Origin of the sequence: Diaphorobacter sp. HDW4A (assembly GCF_011305995.1) — a bacterium.
Lineage (GTDB): Bacteria > Pseudomonadota > Gammaproteobacteria > Burkholderiales > Burkholderiaceae_C > Diaphorobacter_A.
Map to the genome: position 1 here is coordinate 3,986,395 of NZ_CP049910.1, position 17,448 is coordinate 4,003,842.

General features: G+C 56.5%; 10 protein-coding genes. 2 read left to right on the plus strand and 8 right to left on the minus strand.

Features of this window, described 5'->3' with window-relative positions; translation table 11 throughout:
• Positions 1-57: 57 nt before the first annotated feature.
• From G7047_RS18305 to sbcD, 7 genes are all read right to left on the minus strand, one after another.
• Complete coding sequence (locus tag G7047_RS18305) at positions 58-4,830, minus strand: FkbM family methyltransferase (RefSeq protein WP_166308552.1); 4,773 nt, start codon at positions 4,828-4,830, stop codon at positions 58-60.
• Positions 4,827-6,044: an ABC transporter ATP-binding protein gene (locus G7047_RS18310; protein WP_166308554.1), complete on the minus strand. Its 1,218-nt coding sequence runs from the start codon at positions 6,042-6,044 to the stop codon at positions 4,827-4,829. Before G7047_RS18310 ends, G7047_RS18305 begins: the two co-directional genes overlap by 4 nt.
• Positions 6,044-6,847 (minus strand): ABC transporter permease, encoded by an 804-nt coding sequence (locus tag G7047_RS18315; RefSeq protein ID WP_305793614.1) that lies wholly within the window; start codon positions 6,845-6,847, stop codon positions 6,044-6,046. Before G7047_RS18315 ends, G7047_RS18310 begins: the two co-directional genes overlap by 1 nt.
• Positions 6,848-6,853: 6 nt before the next feature.
• Complete coding sequence (locus G7047_RS18320; protein WP_166308558.1) at positions 6,854-8,323, minus strand: mannose-1-phosphate guanylyltransferase/mannose-6-phosphate isomerase; 1,470 nt, start codon at positions 8,321-8,323, stop codon at positions 6,854-6,856.
• Complete coding sequence (locus G7047_RS18325) at positions 8,316-8,702, minus strand: DUF2304 domain-containing protein (protein ID WP_166312140.1); 387 nt, start codon at positions 8,700-8,702, stop codon at positions 8,316-8,318. The genes G7047_RS18320 and G7047_RS18325 overlap by 8 nt, the downstream gene beginning before the upstream one ends.
• Before the next feature lie 515 nt (positions 8,703-9,217).
• Positions 9,218-12,661 (minus strand): AAA family ATPase, encoded by a 3,444-nt coding sequence (locus tag G7047_RS18330; protein WP_166308560.1) that lies wholly within the window; start codon positions 12,659-12,661, stop codon positions 9,218-9,220.
• Entirely contained in the window at positions 12,658-13,917 is a 1,260-nt protein-coding gene (sbcD, locus tag G7047_RS18335; RefSeq protein ID WP_166308562.1) for an exonuclease subunit SbcD, read from the minus strand. Before sbcD ends, G7047_RS18330 begins: the two co-directional genes overlap by 4 nt.
• Before the next feature lie 272 nt (positions 13,918-14,189).
• On the opposite strand from sbcD, the gene G7047_RS18340 reads away from it, so the two are divergent.
• Together G7047_RS18340 and groL are read left to right on the plus strand one after the other, a co-directional pair.
• Positions 14,190-14,480, plus strand: coding sequence for a co-chaperone GroES (locus G7047_RS18340; protein WP_166308564.1), 291 nt, complete (start codon positions 14,190-14,192; stop codon positions 14,478-14,480).
• An 83-nt stretch (positions 14,481-14,563) separates the two neighbouring features.
• Positions 14,564-16,207 carry a chaperonin GroEL gene (groL, locus tag G7047_RS18345; RefSeq protein ID WP_166308566.1) on the plus strand — a complete coding sequence of 548 codons (1,644 nt, stop codon included), beginning with the start codon at positions 14,564-14,566 and terminating at the stop codon, positions 16,205-16,207.
• Between the two features lie 327 nt (positions 16,208-16,534).
• Here the strand turns inward: groL and G7047_RS18350 are convergent, their stop codons facing one another.
• Positions 16,535-17,425: an amino acid ABC transporter substrate-binding protein gene (locus G7047_RS18350; protein WP_166308568.1), complete on the minus strand. Its 891-nt coding sequence runs from the start codon at positions 17,423-17,425 to the stop codon at positions 16,535-16,537.
• Positions 17,426-17,448 lie beyond the last annotated feature (23 nt).

Here is a 17,448-nt window from a genome sequence, read left to right on the forward strand (position 1 = left end):
CATGGCAGCCAAACACATTCAACGCCACCAAGACAACATCTCTCAACTGAATGACTTCTATCCATATCGTCCATTGAGAGAATTTTTATCAAGCAATATTTTCAAATCGCCGGCACTTTCGCTCCAGCTTTTCCACTTCATTCCTTGACTTGAAATTACAGCCCCTGAGGCAAATGCCCCTAGCCATTCGCGCAAGAAGACGTCGAGGCTTTCATCATTTTCACCATGAAAATACGCAGCGCTTTCCCCGCCCACCTCACGAAATACAGGAATATCTCTGGCAATGATATGCAAACCCTTTTGCGCTGCCTCTATCAATGGCAACCCAAAGCCCTCAGCGTATGATGCTGCAACAAGACAGGTGGCGGATGAATACAATTCAGTTAATGCGACATCATCCAGATCATCAAACCAGAACAATGTCTTGTGAATGAATTGGCTTTTTTTCAAATCCGATACAAGATCATCAACATTCCAGCCTATTTTCCCGACAATCACCAGATTGGCAGACACACCTGTCTTCCATAGTCTCTCAAAAACTCTCAAAATCTGAGCATGTCCTTTTCGAGGCTCCAATGTTCCAACCATTAGAAAATTGACAGCCCCATGCAATTGCTCAGGAACCGAAAAATTATTTGATGCTTTCAATGCACCAGCATCACCGTCGTGGAAGTCGGCACCGAGATGAAAATAATCCAGCGCGAGGCCATCGCGTACACCGCCATGCTCGTTCAGCCAAGCACTGACATCATCAGCAACAGCTTTCGATATACAAATCAGCCCATCGGCATAGCGATTGAGCCCACTTAACCAATCCTCAAAGGCCCGCTCAATTCCTGGAAATGCATAATTCTTGTTGCGCAACGGAATGATGTCATACACCACGAAGAATATTTTTGCGCCCGCACGTTTGAAGCTCTCCATATCTTCTTGTGCCTCAGGGAACAGGTGAGCGGCGAGATCCAAACCAAGAAATATGTCATCCACTCCAGGATAAACAGGCGAGCCTTTGCATGCATTGTAGAGACCATCAGAGTCTGCCGCATGGAAATAACCCCTTCCCTTCACCCCATAGATTGGGTGCACAGAATATCCGCTGAGTGGCTTTTTCTCCAGCTCGTTCAGTATGTTCCTGACGACTCGCTGAATGCCAGTCTTCGCATCCCTCACGTACAGCTCGGAGATGTCGACAAACATACGACGTTCTGACTTCACGCTGAATTGCATTACATCCGCCGCGTGCCCCCACGGGTGAATCTTCTGAGTCAGTGCTTCACGGCGCAATACGCTCACCATGGTCAGTAATCTTTGAGAAACGCTCACCCAATCACGGACCTTCAGCCACTGCCGCTGCTTTTCGAGCAATACGGCCTGCATTTCTTCGGAGGTTGACTCCCATTCAAGTACTGTGCGACTAATATCCGCGTCATCAGGGCCTGACATCTGCAAAGTGACGTCACTCACATCCGAGAAAATGTCCAACGGACTCACCAAAACGGGCTTCAATGTCGACAAGCCGATGGTGACTGCACCGCTGGCGCTTTCCTGGGTATCCCGATATGGAAACACCATGTAATCAACCGACGACAACAGCTCCTGGCATTCTGAAATCGGACGATAGTCGGTGATCCAGGTAATGTTCTTTGACACGCCCAAGCGCTCGGCTTGAGCCTTGCAGCCCTTGATCACATGAGCGCTTCGTTCATCCAGTGCCGAGCAGACTGCGAGCATATGAACCGGTCGTTGAAGTTGCGCAGACAGCAACGAAATCGCTCCCACCACGGCATCCAATCCCTTGTGCGGCAGTGCAAATCCAAAACAACCTAGAACCAGCGCGTCCATAGGAATGCCATATTCATTCCGTGCCTTGCCCACGTCCGGATCTAACAACGGCTGAACGACGCCAAGCTTCAGCAACATTACATTTCGCCACAGTCCGAGAGATAACAAATTGTTGAGATCCTCTACCTTATGGACGATGATGCGATCCAATTGTTCAAGGCATCGGACAGCCTTTGGCGTCAACCGGAACTCAGAGAGCAATGGTTGTGTAGAGTGCAATTCCAGATAAACGCCACATCCCTTGTTCTGAAGTGCCAACAAATGCTCGCAGACTACTTCGGACAATTCGTACAGACTCGGCTGGTGCTGGACGAAAATCGCGTCTACCTTCTGCTCCTGAATTCGGACAAGAGTGCGTACGACGCTTGCCACATCGCCCACTTTCCAACTGACGAAGACATTTGCATCTACAATTTTGGTACGTGAATCCGCGAAGATTTTTGCTGATATCGCATCTGCGCCCACGATATTCTTGAACAGCTTTTCACTGTATTCAGCGATCCCGCACTTAGCCGCCCAAGGCGTCAGAAGCGCAATATTTTTTACTCCTCTCGTAGCAGTGTTCTCCGCCAAGAGAACCTCAGAGTACCCAGCGATGGATTTTGCAGCGTTGGCCCAAGAGTAGGTATCGCGCACATACTTGGTGGCCGACTCCCGCATATTGTGGATTTCCGGGTCTCCCGCCAGCACTCTCTCACGCACGCGTCGGAGTTGCCTGACCAAATCCGTCTTGTTCGGATTGACCCAGCATGCGTCATCTGTACGTACGTGACTCTCCGATGCCCCAAACTGAAAGCCCACAAGATGCGCAGTGGACAGAGTGCAGAAATCGACCTGTGCACTATATCCGGTGGTGATGACAGGAATGCCCATCGCCAGCGCTTCGGCCGCCGGAAGGTTGAACCCCTCACCTCGAGTTGGCAGCACAGCTGAATTCGCCGTGCGGTAGAGCGCGATCATTCCCGCATCGTCCAGAGGCTGCTCATCTATGATGACCCGCGCTGGATGCTTGTGCTTCGCCGAATACGCCTGCAACAGTTCCGCGACCTGGTTGTGCGGGTTGGGAAACGTCTTGATGTATAACTCGACGGCATCGCTTTCAGTGAACGCCTCGAGAAATGCTTCGAGCAAGACATCTACGCCTTTGCGGTGAAATGCAGATGACACATGCAGAAAGCGAAACGGGACACCAGCCTCAGGCTTTACCGATTGCACAGGCGGAGTATCTCGCGCAACTATGTGGTCAATCCCTATTGGCACCACCACCACGCGCTTTTGGCAACCTGAATTGATCAGTGCCACCTTGACGGATTCCGCCGCCACAATCACACCATCAAAGCTCGCATTCAATTTTGCAACGATGTCAATGGGAACGGATGTCTCCTCCCAAAAGAAAATGCACAGCTTTAATCCTGAAGGCAACTCGTCGCCAATCATCGGATAGTGGTGGGTGATGGAAATCGTCTCAGGGCCAAACGAGCCAGGAATCTGATTGTTCAGCGCGGCACTCAGTGCGACTTCCTGCTCTTGGGGCAGCTTCGGAATTTTGTCGTAGGGCTTGCCATGGAAAGGGATGAAATGCACTCGCCCCGGCATGAGATCGTCCAATGCGGCAACGATATTGCGATTCACGATGGCCAGGCTGTAGTGCCCTTCCAGATGTCCGGTGAATCGCACCCAATGTGCGTTGTTGATCCTGCCGCGTGAAAATGTCAAACCTTCAGGCAACACTGGATACTTTGGGAATACGTCAAGTAACCCCAGATCGGACCATCCGTCCTGAGATGCCTGATCCAACTTCGAAATCGCCAATTTGGGGCGCTCGACCTCCACCATTGCACCGGTCTGGATAGCAATGGTTCTCAGGTGAGCATGTAGCGTTGGGTAGTTCTTCAGCAACCAATAATTGAGACGCTCGCTGAAGTTGCGGTTACCTAAAATACGCTCCATCAGCATTGACAGCGGTTTCGCTAAAACCCGCAGGCTCCATCGCACCAACCTGTTGCCCAATGGTTTTAGAGTGGCTCCTGGGTGCCGAATCACACCCAGCAAGATGCGCATCGGATACGTCGCTCTCCACGACCAACTTGCCTTGACACTTTTAAGCTCGCTTTCAAGTGAAAGCGCCTTGCTCCACCACTCATGCGCTTTCTCGGAAAACTCGGCTAGGCGCGCGGAATTATCGCTCTCGAGCCTTGCGTAATTTTCTTGAGCTTCACTGAACTGTTTCCCAAGCTCAATCAGCTGTTCACTCCGTTGCGCCTCAACGGCCTCAGCAGACTCTGCGCGCTGAGTCTGCTCTATCTGCGCCACTCGCACAAAGTCGTCAAACACATTGGGAGGATATTTCATCCTCTCGATGATTTCCGCGTGCTCAAGCGCTACATAAAATCGATTGAGGCCATCGGCGTAGGCAAAGCCGTAGGCATGAGAAGTCAGGAGGTGCTCCCAATCCTCAAAGTTCTCCATCTTGGTGATTGGATCAAAGGCCTCAACCACCACAATCCACGGCCGAAAGGATTGGAAATCCATACCCGCAAGCACGTCTTTCTCGAATCCTTCCACGTCAATTTTCAAAAAGTGAATGTCCCCCGAAACATACTGCCTGCAGATTGCAGCCAAGGTCAGCATCCGCACGGAATGCGTCACCCCCGACACGCCTGACGCCCTATGTTCTTCGATGATCTTCGGCGACACGGTTGACCAGCCACGAATCAACGGCTCCCAGATATCCACGCTGCCTTCAACCGGGCCTGCCACGCAGCGAAGATTGATGTCACCTGGTCTTTCTCGCTCCAGATCTCTCCAATGCATTTCCAACGGCTCGACATTGATGCCGCGCCAACCCCGGTCGTAGAACGCCTTGGTCACCGAATCCGCAACCGGATCGTTAGCGCCGACGTCGATATAAGCCCCGTTGACTACCCCTTCAAGTGCACGAAAAAGGACTACATCCTCGTTGTTCTGGGCATATGCAATGAACGTCATAACTTTTCGATCCCGATTGTGGGATCAATCCACGCATATCCATCAAAGCCCGTCTTGCTAATATTGACCACGTTAAACACTAGTGCCAAATCGCGCCACTCATAGTTGTTCACCAAATGGGTTTCAGTGCTGCACAAAGCCGTTTGAATCGAATAGCTTCCTGGACCCAGATTGGCTGGGAACTGAATTCGATATCGCAGACATTCACCGCTTTTGGCTGAATGGACCTCTTGCTTCTTGAGATCCGTATTGGTGCCGAAAACCACCTGCCCCAATCGATCCTTGATGCCATAACCCAGCACCAGACGTTCCACATCGGAATGCACTTTGACATCAATACGCAGGGTTACCTGTTGCCCTACGTCCACCCACTCGACGATTCGCCCGCTCTCGTCTTCAAGAACGATATCCGTGACCGAGGCCTCACCCGTACCCGAGCGTGTCGCTGTTTTCCCGTATTCGGTCTTGGTGGTCCTGATGGTGGAGTTCTCTCGCTCGGCAATGAGCGCGTTGTAGAAATCCATAACCTCTTCCGGTGCGCCGTCTTTGGCCACGTTCCCGCGCTCGAGGAGAATGGCTCGATCACATAGCGACTGGATTGCGCTCTTGTCGTGAGAGACGATCAGCAACGTCGTCCCCTGCTGTCTGAATTCACGAATGCGATTGAAGCTTTTGTGCTGAAAGTACGCATCCCCAACGGACAGGGCTTCATCCACGATCAACAGATCGGGCCTAACGGCAGTCGCCACACTGAACGCCAAGCGCATCTGCATGCCGCTGGAGTACATACGTACTGGCCTGTCAATGTAGTCACCTATTTCCGCGAACAATTCAATTGCTGGCATGCAAGCAGCAATTTCATCCGCCTGCAAGCCGAGCAACTGACCTGCCATGAACACATTCTGCCGTCCCGTGAAATCCGAGTGAAAGCCCATCCCTAGTTCGAGCAGCGCAGCTACTCGTCCGTTGACGCTGATTCGTCCGGTAGTGGGCTGCGTGGTGCCGGTAATGATCTTCAATAGCGTACTCTTCCCCGCGCCATTCACACCAATGATGCCGACGGCCTCGCCCTTGGCAACTTTGAAATCTATGTTACGAAGAACCCAAGTCTTTTCATGCGTCTCGCGGCCCGAAATCCACTCCCACATGCGCGCCCATTTACCAGGATAACGCTTGTACGCCTTACCGACGTTCTCAACAATCAAGGCACTCATCACAGTTCGTCCACCAATTCACCGACTCGCTTGATGAAAAAGCGCGCAGCAAGAATTAAAAGAATGAACGTTATGATTGTCAATGGAATCAACTTCGAAAAATCGGGCACCATCCCATCCAAAAAGATCTGTTGATAGCTGGTAATGAGCGGCTGCAGCGGGTTGTATTGGAATGCCTTCTGTGCACCAGCGGGAAGCGATCCCATCGTGTAGACGATGGGAGTGAGCCAGAACCAGAACTGCAGCAACACACCAGTCAACTGCCCCACATCCCGAAAAAAAACATTGACGGTTCCAAGTAATACACCCAGCCCCAACGTGAACAGCAATTGCAGCATCAACAATGGAATGAGAGACAATAAGGCCCAGCCGGGCCAGTGACCTATAAGTACAAGGAATCCGAGATATAGAAAAAAAATAATTCCAAAATTGAGTAGTGCAGATACCGTCACAATGACTGGCAGACAGGCTCTAGGAAAATTGGATTTCTTGATCATGTTTCCATTTTCAAGAAAGACATTATTTAATCGCCCCAACATCTCAGAAAATAGATTCCAAGTGATAACACCGGCACAAAGATAAATACTGAAAGCAAATGGCGTGCTTTCATGCCCCGGCAAAGTCGGGCGCATCAACTGGCCGAAAATCACGGTGTAAATAATGATCATCGTCAGTGGATTTACCACCGACCAGAACGCACCCAAAAGCGATTCGCGATATCGACCATGGAACTCGCGCATCACGCTGCTCCATATGAATCCCCGGTACGCCCACAACGCTCTCAACATAACTAATCTGGACATTGAAACTTACGCTCCGGCCGGTGCGGCAGGCACACGCCCATACGTATCTTCGAAACGAACGATATCGTCCTCACCCAAATAACTCCCCGACTGCACTTCCACAATCTCAAGCGGCATCTTTCCAGGATTGCGCAGGCGGTGCACATGCCCCAGCGGGATGAAAGTGGATTCGTTTTCGCCCAGCAGCAGCACTTGGTCGCCATTGGTGACTTCGGCAGTGCCCTTGACCACCACCCAGTGTTCTGCACGGTGGTGGTGCATTTGCAGACTGAGCGACGCGCCTGGATTGACCACGATGCGCTTGACCTGAAAACGCTCTCCATAGTCGATGCTGTCGTACCAGCCCCAAGGGCGGTGTACCTTGCGGTGGGAGTGAGCCAAGTCTTTGCCGTGCTTCTGCAAGTGAGCGACGATCTGCTTGACTTCCTGTGTACGGCGCAGGTCAGCGACGAGGATGGCGTCGGGGGTTTCGACCACGGCGATGTGCTCGAGACCCACTCCGGCGACGAGGCGACTGCTTGAGAGGAACAACGAGTTCTTGCAGCCACGCTGCACCGCGTTGCCGATGATGGCATTACCGTTTTCGTCATGCTCGCGCACGCTCCAGAGGGCATCCCATGCGCCAACGTCGGACCAGCCGGCGTTGAGCGGGATGACGCGAGCGGCGATGCCGAGTTCGGGCATCTTGGGCAGGCGCTCCATGACGGCGTAGTCGATGGAGTCGGAAGGGCTTGATTTGAATGCATCGGCCTCGGGGCGCACAAAGTCAGTGTCGCGCTGGGCATTGCTCATGGATTGTTCACAAGCGGCCAGAATGTCCGAGCGGAATTGCTGCATGGCCTTGAGCCACACGCTAGCTCGCACGACAAATAGGCCACTGTTCCACAGGTAGTTGCCTGCGGCGAGATAGTTTTGCGCGCGCTCGCGATCCGGTTTTTCCACGAAGCTCTGGACTTCAAACGTGTCGCCCTGCTCGGTCGTACCGTGTTGGATATAGCCATAGCCGGTTTCGGGACGATCCGCGACGATGCCGAAGGTGACCATATCGCCTTTGCTGGCTGCACGGAAAGCGCTTTGGACCGCCGCGTGAAAAGCTGGCTTGTCGGCGATCACGTGATCCGCAGGCATCGCCAGCATCACGGGATCTGCCCCCTCCGCCCGCGCCTGCAGGGCGGCTATGGTGAGTGCGGGTGCGGTGTTGCGACCAGCAGGCTCCAACAGAATGCGGGCATTCTCGATGTTCGACTGCTGCAGTTGGGTGGCGACCAGAAAGCGATGCTCGACATTGCAGACCAGCAGCGGCGCGGAAAGTTGCACTTCAGAATCGATGCCTTGAAGCCTGGTGGCAGTGTCCTGCAGCATGCTGGCGGTGCCTGCCAATGCATGAAATTGTTTGGGATACGTTTCACGCGACAGCGGCCACAGCCGCGTGCCTGAGCCGCCGCAAAGGATGACGGGAAGAAGCTGATCAGTCATGGTAGGAGGAGGTTGCTGGCGATGCGGAGGATGTATTGCGCGAAAGGCTTTCCATATCCGATTCCAGCATTGCGAGCCGTTGATTGAGTCGGCGCACATCGCGCTCGATGCGCGTGTTCACCATGTCTGCGTGCAGTGCCTTGACAAACAGCACAATGCAGGCGAAGAGCAAAAGCAGTGCAGGTGGGTAGGAGATACCCACCGAATAGGCGATGCGGTCGACAAGACCCGGCCAAGCCCCCAAAAGGGCGGCCGCGGCTGCGACGGCAACCCAAAACAGGCCGTGCATCAGATAAAGATGATCGCGGCGAATCAGATACAAGATCAGAATCGCCAGTCCCACGCCCAAAAGCATGGTGGTGGTTTGCAAAGACGCCATATCAGCCTGTGATTTCAGCAGGAGCAATGCACGACGAACCTGAAACACTGTCCGAATCGTTTTGCGAAGTGCTTGCTTTCACACAATCACGCTCAAAGCGATATCGCCAGTGCAATGCTCCCCCAAATACCCTATTGAAACCCACTAATGGGTCGACAAAGCCACCAATTGTAGGCGGAACGTCCTATCTTCAAGATTACCTTATCAATCGATAGTCGATTGCTATTAAAAAAATAGCGTTCTAAAGATTTCTTCACGCAACCGCACCACCCGATTCGGGTTCATTTCCAAGGCATTCGATCAAAATCCCTCGGCTGAAACTGCAGACCTTGCAATTTGATTGCAAACTTATTAGTTAAAAATTGCAATCTATTACCCAAGTAACGACGGCATACCACGTAAAGCTTGAAGGGTACTGCGTCTCTTCATATCGCTTTGCCGCGTTGCCTTCGATAAGGCTTTCGCAGAAAAGTCAACACGCACCGCTCAAATTCTCCGGCTAGAACGCCCCCGGCTCACGGATGAAGACTCAGCCACGAGTGCCCCACGCCGCCACCTTTTTCCACGCGGATCTGTGTGGCGATGCGATCTTTCAGTCCCTCAACATGGCTGATGATGCCAACCATCTTGCCGCTGGCGTTGAGGGTGTCGAGCGCGTTGAGTGCCATGTCCAGCGTGTCGGCATCGAGTGTGCCGAAGCCTTCGTCGAGGAACAGTGAGTCGATCGACGTCTTGTGACTGACCAAGTCCGAGAGCGCGAGCGCGAGTGCCAAGCTGACAAGAAAGCTTTCGCCGCCCGACAGCGTGCGCGTATCGCGCGCCGCGTCTGCCTGCCACAGGTCGACGATCTCGAGCTCCAGTTCGCCGGATGACTTGCGACGCAGCACATAACGACCGTGGAGTCGCTCAAGCTGCCGGTTGGCGAGCGTGAGCAGGTGATCCAGCGTCAGGCCCTGTGCGAACTTCCGGAACTTGTCGCCCTTGGCCGAGCCGACCAATGCATCGAGGTGCTGCCAAGTGTCGGATTCGCCGGTTTGTGCGGTGATCTGCGCGAGCAGTTCCTGTTGACTGCCGCGCAAGGCGTTGTCGCGCTCCAGCGTGGCGAGCTTGCCGCCCAGTTGCTGGTTCAGCTGAATGGATTCAGTCTCCATCTGAGCAATGTCTTGCTCCAACGTTTCGCAGCCCGCTTCGGTGGCGTTGCGCGATTGCAGACCGGCAAGCTTGGTCTGCTGCGCTAGCAGCAGCTCGGCGGCGACCTGACGCTCATGCTCGCGCTGCTGCTTGCCTGATTGAAGTTGGCTGCGTTCCTCAGGCAAGAGACGCGCGTGGAAAAACGCCGCTTCGTCGACAAAAGGACTGCCATGCAGCGCATCGCACCAACGCTGGTCGGCTGCCTGCTGATCTTCGCGCAGGCGGGCCAGCGCGTCCTCCAGTTCACGCACGCTACCTGCGAGCTGCGCGGTGCGGGTCGCGATGGCATCGATGCGTGCGCTGCAGTCGGCAAGTGCCTGCGCTGCGTTCAAGTCACTGGGGATGTCGACGATTTCATTGGTGAGCGCTGCTGTCCGCTGGTTCCAGAGGTCGCGTTGTGACCGCATCTGCTCGCAGGCGGCGCGCTGGCGCTCCAGTTCGATGCCGATGTTCTGTATACGGCCCTGCTTTTGCTGCCATGCGTGGCGCTCTTCGTCGCGCGCGTGCAACCAAGCATTCGTGTCGGCGGGCAATCCCGTGAGATCGGCGAACCCAGCACTGCACAAGACACCAAGCATCTGCGCCTGCTGTGTCTGCAAGCCTGCGCGTTGCTGCGCCAACAGTGCCACGGCATCCGCCAACTTGTGCGCAAGGCTTTCTGCCTGCTGCTGCAAGCGCAAGGCTTCTTCGCGCGCTGCATGCATGGCGTGGGCCAGCTCGGTTTGGCGTTTGCCTGCTTCGTGCATTTCATGATCGAGCGCTTCAGCGGATTGCAACCGTTCACGCAACGCCGTTGCTTGCATCTGCGCTGACGACAGGGCGAGCGACAGTCGTTCGGCCAGTTCCCAGTCTTTGGCTTGCAGCGGTTCGCCCTGCTGAAGTTGGTCGCGCAGCGCATCCCATGCAGCTTGGTTGGCACGGCCTTCGTCGATCAATTGTTGCTCTCGCGTCTGCAGGTGACGGGCTTGCGTCTGTGCGGCGGCAAACTCAGCGCCACTTTCGAGCACCTTCTTCTCTCCTTGTTTCTGCTCCAGCTTCAATCGTTCGAGTTCGGCGCGCGTAGGCGAGCTGTCCAATCGGGCATAGTGCTCGATGGCCGGATGCTCTTGAGCGCCGCACAGAGGGCAGGCCTCGCCGGGTTGCAGATTGGCTCGATGCTCAGAGAGGCTGCGGATGATCTGTTCCTGCTCGAGTAGGCGCTGCTTGTCGTTCACACGCTCGTTGAGGATGTTCTGCGCGGCCTGCGTTTCGAGTTGCAGCGCCTGCTGCGCCTCGGCCCTCTGAACCGCCTCCAAACGCTGGTTGCGCACGTCGAAAAACTGCGCCTTCATCTCGCGTTGGCGGCGAGCGCTTTCGTCAAGTCGTTCGGTGATGGAGAGATTCTTCTCCGTGCGCTGCGACTGTTCGCGCAATGCGGTCAGCGTGTGCGTGCCGAGCAGCAGGGTCTGCTTTTCCTGCAGCGACTGCAGTTGCGCCTCGCACTGCGCATGCGCGTTGGCGGTGGCCTCGCTCTGGTTCGTGTGCTGCCCCAAGCGTCTGCGCACGTCATCGAGCTTGACCGTCGTGTCGTTGGCAACCTGCTCGTTCGTGCGAATGTCGGCCTCGGCCCTGGCCTGCTGCGCGAATTGCTCGCGCCACGCACCCAGGTTCTCGGCCAAGTGCGCATGGTGTGCGTGCACACTGGTCCAATCGGTCAGCGTCGTTCGCTCATCTTCAAGACGCTGCAGTTGCTGTGCCGATTGCTCGTCGAGCAATCTGGCAAAGGCGAACGCTAGTGCATGTTCACGCTTCTGCGTTGCGCCTTGCGCATCGAGCTCGCTTTGTCTTTCGCTGAGTTGCCGGGCAGCGTTCTGGACGGCTGCGTACGTCCCCTGCCACGCCAGATGGACGGGTTCCAGCGCCTGCGCCGGTTCGCTGGCGGCGAGTCTCTGCAGTTCGGGCGCGGCGTGCTCGATGGCTACGTCGGCCTGCTGCAGTCGCTGCTGCGCGCCTTGCACGGCAGCCTCGCCTTCCGTCACGGCCACGCGCCATTGCAGTTGGTCGCGCAACAGAGTTGTCCTGGACGAAAGCTCCGCTTGTTGAGTGCCAATCGCCGCGACTTCTGTTTGAATCGCCGCACGTTGCTCGTCGCTGAGCAGCTCCATGCCATCGGCACGCGATTGCATGAGGGCGAGTTTGTCGCGCTCATCGCGTGCGCGCTCATAGACACGCTGCGAGATCTCGCCGTAGACCTCGGTGCCGGTCAACTCTTCCAGCAGCTCGGCACGGTCGTTGGCGTTGGCGTTCAGAAATGCCGCAAAGCCGCCCTGTGCAAGCAGCATGGAGCGGGTGAAGCGCGGAAAATCAAGCCGCGTGATCTCGGTGATCTGCTTGAGCTTCTCGCTCACATGGCGGGTGATGACGGTGCCATCGCCCTTGGCCAGTTCGACCTGCGGTGACTGCAGCGCGCCATCCACCTTGTCGCGGGCGCGGCGCTGGCTCCAGGAGGCGCGGTAGACCTCGCCGCGCACCTCGAACTCCAGCTCGGCGCTGCAATCTGCGGTGTGCCGCGTCATGATGTCATTGACCGTCTTGGACTGCGTGCCAAGGCGCGGCGTCTCGTGATAAAGCGCGAGGCAAATGGCGTCAAGCAGTGTGGACTTGCCTGCGCCCGTGGGCCCGGTGATCGCGAACAGGCTGCTGTCCGAGAGCGGCGGCACGGTGAAATCGATGATCCACTCGCCCTTGAGCGAGTTGAGGTTCTTGAGTTGCAGACGGCGGATCTTCATTGCGCGCCCTCACCGTCACCATGGGCGTCGCCCGTCACCACCTTGTCCACAATCTGTCGGTAGCGCTGCGACATAGCACTGCGCAGCGCGACGTCCATGCCCTCCTCCAGACTCAATCGGCGCTCGAACACGTCGTGCGGATCGAGTTCATCGAGCGTCACTCCACTGTTGTCGAACAGCTGCGCCATGGTCTGCCCGCGCTCGCGGCGGATGCGCAGTACCTCCAGCGGTTGGCCTTCGACCAGCTTTTGAATGCGCGCGGGAAGATCGGCCAGATAGTCATCGGTGGTCACCGTGATCTCGAGCCAGACCGTCTTGCCTGCCTCGGCCTGCGCGGCCAGACGCGGCAGGGTCTCGGAGATGTAGCCCAGGTCGCCGCGCACGCTCATCATTGGCTGGAAAACCGGCACGGGCAGCTCCGTTGCGGCCTGCAGGCCGGACTCATCCAGATCGACCAGCAGCATCTGCTTGTGCTGACCCAACTCGTCAAAACTCAGCGCAATCGGTGAGCCGCTGTAGCGGATGTGCTCCAGGCCCCCGACCTTCTGCGGCTTGTGGATATGTCCGAGCGCGAGGTAGTCCACCGGCGGAAATTCGGACGTGGGAAACGCCTCCAGCGTGCCCACATAGATCTCACGCACCGACTCGCTGCTGCTCGCGCCCACCGTTGTCAGGTGCCCCGTGGCAATGATGGGCAGGCGCTGGCCGGTCCGCTGCATCAACTCGTCGCGCTTCGCACAAGCCACGTCATACACACTCTGGTAATACTGCTTGATGGCCGCGAGTAGTTGCTGCTGCCGATCCTGTGCACTCTGGCCGAACTCGGAAGTCACCACATCGCGCGGGCGGATGAACGGGATCGCGCAGACGATGCATCCGGCCTGCCCTGCCACCCGACTTGGCAGCACGCGCACATGCGATTGCGGCTCGGTGGCGGCAGGATAGACATGCGTATCGAGCACCGACAGCAGCTCGCGGCTCTCGCGCAGCGTGGCAACGGAATCGTGGTTGCCAGCGAGCAGCAGCAGGCCCACGCCCGCCGCATGCAGACGCACGACCAGATCGCTGTACATCTCGCGCGCATAGCTGGGCGGCGCGCCCGTATCGAAAATATCCCCGGCGATCAGCACCGCGTCCACCGCCTGTTGCTGCACTTGGGCGAGCAACCAGGCGATCAGCGCCTGATGTTCCGCCTGACGGGACTTGCCCATGAAGTTCTGGCCCAGATGCCAGTCAGAGGTATGAAGAATTCGCACGCGGATATTGTCGTTGCGTTTGCCGGGGCACTACTGGCGAAGGACAAGCTTGTTGTAGGAATAGACCTACAAATCAAGCCGGACTGTCGCCCTCCATGAAAGCCCTCATGACGCAAGGTCTTGAAAACATCCGGAATTGCCTTATTATTAGCACTCGTTGACGTTGAGTGCTAACACCACGCAACTGACATCAAGTTTTAAGCCCGATCCGTCAGGATCAGCTTTTCTTCTTCTTGTTCAACCCAGTTGAAAAATCTTTGTTAGGAGTTGATATGAACCTGCGTCCCCTGCACGATCGCGTGATCGTCAAGCGCCTCGAGAACGAAACCAAGACCGCTTCGGGCATCGTGATCCCCGACAGCGCTGCTGAGAAGCCTGATCAAGGCGAAGTCGTGGCTGTGGGCCCCGGCAAGCGTGACGACAAGGGTGCTCTGATTGCTCCCGGCGTGAAGGTCGGCGACCGCGTTCTGTTCGGCAAGTACTCGGGCCAGACCGTCAAGGTCGCTGGCGACGAACTGCTGGTGATGAAGGAAGACGACCTGTTCGCAGTCGTCGAAAAGTAAGCATCTTCATGCTTCTCGGCCTGATTGATTCGGGCCGATACCTCTTCATCGAATCCAAGTACCCCATTCTTTAGGAGCCAAAAATGGCAGCAAAAGACGTAGTTTTCGGCGGCGAAGCGCGCGCCCGTATGGTTGAAGGCGTGAACATCCTGGCTAACGCAGTCAAGGTGACACTGGGCCCAAAGGGTCGTAACGTGGTTCTGGAGCGCTCGTTCGGCGCCCCTACCGTGACCAAGGACGGTGTGTCCGTGGCCAAGGAAATCGAACTCAAGGACAAGCTGCAGAACATGGGCGCTCAGCTCGTGAAGGAAGTGGCTTCCAAGACCAACGACATCGCTGGTGACGGTACGACTACCGCCACCGTGCTGGCTCAAGCCATCGTTCGCGAAGGCTCCAAGTACGTCGCCGCTGGTCTGAACCCCATGGATCTGAAGCGCGGTATCGACAAGGCTGTTGTGGCTCTGGTCGAACAACTGAAGAAGCAATCCAAGGCTACGACCACCTCCAAGGAAATCGCTCAAGTTGGTTCCATCTCGGCCAACTCCGACGAATCCGTGGGAAAGATCATTGCTGACGCAATGGACAAGGTCGGCAAGGAAGGCGTGATCACCGTTGAAGACGGCAAGAGCCTGGACAACGAACTCGACGTCGTTGAAGGCATGCAGTTCGACCGCGGTTACCTGTCGCCTTACTTCATCAACAACCCAGAAAAGCAAGCCGCGATTCTGGACAACCCGTTCGTGCTGCTGTTCGACAAGAAGATCAGCAACATCCGCGACCTGCTGCCTACCCTGGAGCAAGTTGCCAAGGCTGGCCGTCCACTCTTGATCGTCGCTGAAGAAGTTGACGGCGAAGCGCTGGCAACTCTGGTGGTCAACACCATCCGCGGCATCCTGAAGGTTGTGGCTGTGAAGGCTCCTGGCTTCGGCGACCGCCGCAAGGCCATGCTGGAAGACATCGCCATCCTGACGGGCGGCAAGGTCATCGCTGAAGAAGTCGGCATGTCCCTCGAGAAGGTCACCTTGGCCGATCTGGGCCAAGCCAAGACCATCGAAGTGGGCAAGGAAAACACCATCATCATCGACGGTGCTGGTCAAGGTGCTGACATCGAAGCCCGCGTGAAGCAAATCCGCGTGCAGATCGAAGAAGCCACTTCCGACTACGACCGTGAAAAGCTGCAAGAGCGCGTGGCCAAGCTGGCCGGCGGTGTTGCCGTGATCAAGGTTGGCGCTGCCACCGAAGTCGAAATGAAGGAAAAGAAGGCCCGCGTTGAAGACGCCCTGCACGCTACCCGCGCTGCTGTGGAAGAAGGCATCGTGGCAGGCGGCGGCGTTGCATTCCTGCGCGCCAAGCAAGCCATCGGCGAACTGAAGGGCGACAACGCCGAGCAAGACGCTGGTATCAAGCTGGTTCTGAAGGCCATCGAAGCCCCGCTGCGTGAAATCGTGGCAAACGCCGGTGGCGAGCCATCGGTGGTTGTGAACGCTGTTCTGAACGGCAAGGGCAACTACGGCTTCAACGCTGCCAACGACACCTACGGCGACATGCTCGAAATGGGTATCCTGGACCCAACCAAGGTGACACGTACTGCACTGCAGAACGCTGCTTCCGTGGCTTCCCTGCTGCTGACCACCGAATGCATGGTGGCTGAGGCTCCTAAGGATGACGCACCTGGCGGCATGCCTGACATGGGCGGCATGGGTGGCATGGGCGGCATGGGCATGTAATTGTCCTGCTGGGCGGCTGGTGGGTAGAGGCTCCAGCCCTCTCGCGTCCGGAAGTCATTCCAAAACAAAAAACCCTGCAGGTCTTGGGATCTGCGGGGTTTTTTGTTTTTTGTTTTTTGTTTTTGCTTCTGCTGTGTTGTTGAGGGCGGAGGCCGGGACTGCCCCCGGCGGGGCAGTCACTTTTTGCTTGTACGCAAAAAGTAATCAAAAACGCGCCTGGAAGTCATGCGGCAAAACTCACTGCGAGTCCTTCGGACTCTCCGTTCAGACAGCTTGCCGCAAAAGTGACCTGAAGAGGTGTGGTCGGCACTTCGCTGCGCTCGTGCCTCAGTTTGCGTACGCCTCCAGCGGCTTGTCGTTCGGCTCCTGCAGCAGTTGCTTGAGGGTGTCGCTCATCGGCAGGTTCAACGGCTTGTTCGTGGGCGGGATGGGTTGCATGAACCATTTGTCGTAGATCTTCGCGACTTCGCCGGACCTCATCATTTCGGTCAATGCGCCATCTACCGCCTTCTTGAAAACCGGGTCGTCCTTGCGGAACAGCAGTGCGATGGGTTCAGAGCCCAGCACCTCTCCGACGATCTTGAAGCCGTCGGGGTTCTTGCTGCTGGCGATGACGCCGGCGAGCAGGTTGTCGTCGAGCACGAAGGCATCGGCGCGGCCGGATTCGAGCATGAGAAAGCTCTCGAAGTGGTCTTTGCCTAGGGAGGTCGGCAGGGTGACGTTGTTGTCCTTGCCGTATTTGCGCAGCAGTTGCACGGCGGTGGTGCCTGCGGATGCGGCGATGTTCTTGTTGTCGAGTTGCTTGAACGAGGTGATGCCGGAGTCGGCGCGCACAGCCATGCGGACCTGGCTCACGTAGGTGGTGACGGCGAAGGAGACTTGCTTCTGGCGCGTGAGGTTGTTGGTGGTCGGGCCGCAGCCCATGTCCACGGTGCCGTTCTCCACCAGCGGCATGGTGTTCTGTGCGGTGAGGGCCATGTACTCGAGCTTCACCTTGGGTGCAATGCGGGCCATCACCTTTTCGCAGAGCTCGACGTGATACCCCGCGTATTTGCGGTCCGCGCCGATGGCGTAAGCCATGGGGGCCGAGCTTTCGCGCACGCCGAGCACGATCTTGCCTGCGCTCTGGATCTTCTCCATCGTGCCTGCTGGCGTTTGTGCTTGTGCTGTGGCGGCCAACATGCCAGCCAGTGCGAGGCTGGTCCAAACGAGCTTCATGGGTTCTCCTTCTGTCGTTGCAG